The sequence below is a fragment of the Acidovorax cavernicola genome (assembly GCF_003581445.1).
Map to the genome: position 1 here is coordinate 1 of NZ_QXMN01000178.1, position 1,851 is coordinate 1,851.

Annotated in this window: 2 protein-coding genes and 1 pseudogene; all 3 read right to left on the reverse strand. The window is 65.5% G+C overall.

Annotated features, from left to right (window positions below; translation table 11 throughout):
* Window positions 1-150 (reverse strand): annotated as a pseudogene (gene hisG / locus D3H34_RS34845) (ATP phosphoribosyltransferase); the annotation flags it as partial.
* On the reverse strand, window positions 150-1,412 hold the full coding sequence (gene murA, locus D3H34_RS32245) for a UDP-N-acetylglucosamine 1-carboxyvinyltransferase (protein ID WP_119558823.1): 1,263 nt from the start codon (window positions 1,410-1,412) through the stop codon (window positions 150-152). The pseudogene hisG and the gene murA, both read right to left, overlap by 1 nt.
* A 67-nt stretch (window positions 1,413-1,479) precedes the next feature.
* A complete protein-coding gene (locus D3H34_RS32250) occupies window positions 1,480-1,719 on the reverse strand; it encodes a BolA family protein (protein WP_119558824.1) in 240 nt (79 codons plus the stop codon).
* Window positions 1,720-1,851: the final 132 nt, after the last annotated feature.

Genomic DNA, 1,851 nt, shown 5'->3' on the forward strand with positions numbered 1-1,851 from the left:
CACCAGCACCACGCGCAGGTCGGGCTGGTTGGTCGGCAGGATCAGCTTGCGCGATTTTTCCGGATCCTCGAGCACCTCGATGCCGGCCGCGGCCAGCAGGGGCAAGGTTTCTTCAAAAATACGGCCTTTGGACAGGGCAAGGGTAATCATCAGACTCTTTCAATATCGGCGCCAATCGCGCGCAGCTTGGCTTCCATGCAGTCGTAGCCGCGGTCGAGGTGGTAGATGCGATCGACCACGGTCTCGCCGGTCGCGACCAGGCCGGCGATCACCAGGCTGGCCGAAGCACGCAGGTCGGTCGCCATCACGGTCGCGCCCGACAGGCGTTCGACGCCTTCGACCAGCGCCACCTTGCCATCGATCTGGATCTTCGCGCCCAGGCGCACCAGTTCGTTGACGTGCATGAAGCGGTTCTCGAAAATCGTTTCGGTGACCGACACCGCGCCGTGGGAAATCACGTTCAGCGCCATGAACTGGGCCTGCATGTCGGTCGGGAAACCCGGGTATTCGGTGGTGCGGAAGCTCTGGCCCTTGAGGCGGCCGTCGGACTTCACGCGCAGGCCTCCGGCGACTTCCTCGATCTGCGCGCCCGCGTCGCGCAGCTTGTCGAGCACGGCGCCGAGGTGGTCGGCACGCGCATGGCGCAGCACCACGTCGCCGCCCGTGGCCGCGACGGCGCACAGGAACGTACCGGACTCGATGCGGTCGGCGACCACCTGGTGGTCGCAGCCATGCAGGCGCTCCACGCCCTGGATGGTGATGCGGCTCGTGCCATGGCCCTGGATGCGCGCCCCCATCTTGATCAGCATTTCGGCCAGATCGACGATTTCGGGCTCCATGGCCGCGTTCTCGAGCACCGTCTCGCCTTCGGCCAGCGTTGCGGCCATCAGGAAGTTCTCGGTGCCGGTCACGGTGACCATGTCGGTCGTGATGCGCGTGCCCTGCAGGCGCGTGCGGCCCGCGGGCAGCTTGGCGATCATGTAGCCGTGCTCGACCACGATCTGCGCACCCATGGCCTGCAGGCCCTTGATGTGCTGCTCGACCGGACGCGAGCCGATCGCGCAGCCGCCGGGCAGCGACACCGTGGCTTCGCCGAAGCGCGCCAGCAGCGGACCCAGCGCCAGCACCGAAGCGCGCATGGTCTTGACCAGTTCATAGGGGGCTTCGGGCGTGGACAGGCGGCTCGCATCGATGCGCACCGAACCGTCGGCCGCATGCTCGGCTTCGACACCCATGTTGCGGATCAGCTTGAGCATCGTCGACACGTCCTGCAGACGCGGCACATTGCGCAGCACCACCGGCTCGGCCGTGAGCAACGCTGCACACAGATCGGGCAAGGCGGCATTCTTGGCGCCGGAAATCGAGACTTCGCCGTGCAGCGGATGACCGCCGCGAATCAGGAGTTTGTCCATGGCTGGTAGGCCCAAATAAAAGTTGAAACGGCCTTGAACGCAGGCGCGAAAGCGTTGCTCGCGGGCTTCAGGCCCGGCTGGCCCACTCGGCGGGACTGAAAGTCTTCATCGACAGCGCGTGGACTTCATTGGTCTGGATCCGGTCACCCAGCGTGGCGTAGACCAGGCGCTGGCGCTGCAGCGGGCGCTGGCCTGCGAACGCGGTGCTGACGATGGTCGCGTACCAGTGACTTCCGTCACCTTCGACTTCCAGGAGTTCGCAGGCCAGGCCTGCGCTGATGATGGCTTTGAGTTGGTCGGCTGTCATGTCAGATCTCGCGCAGTGCCGCTGTCGCGGCCTGCGTAGCCCCGGCCACAGGGGCCGGAGAAGGGGGGCAAACAAAAAGAGTCATGGTGACTCAATGGCGAATCTTGTAACCGGTGCGCAGCAGATGCACCG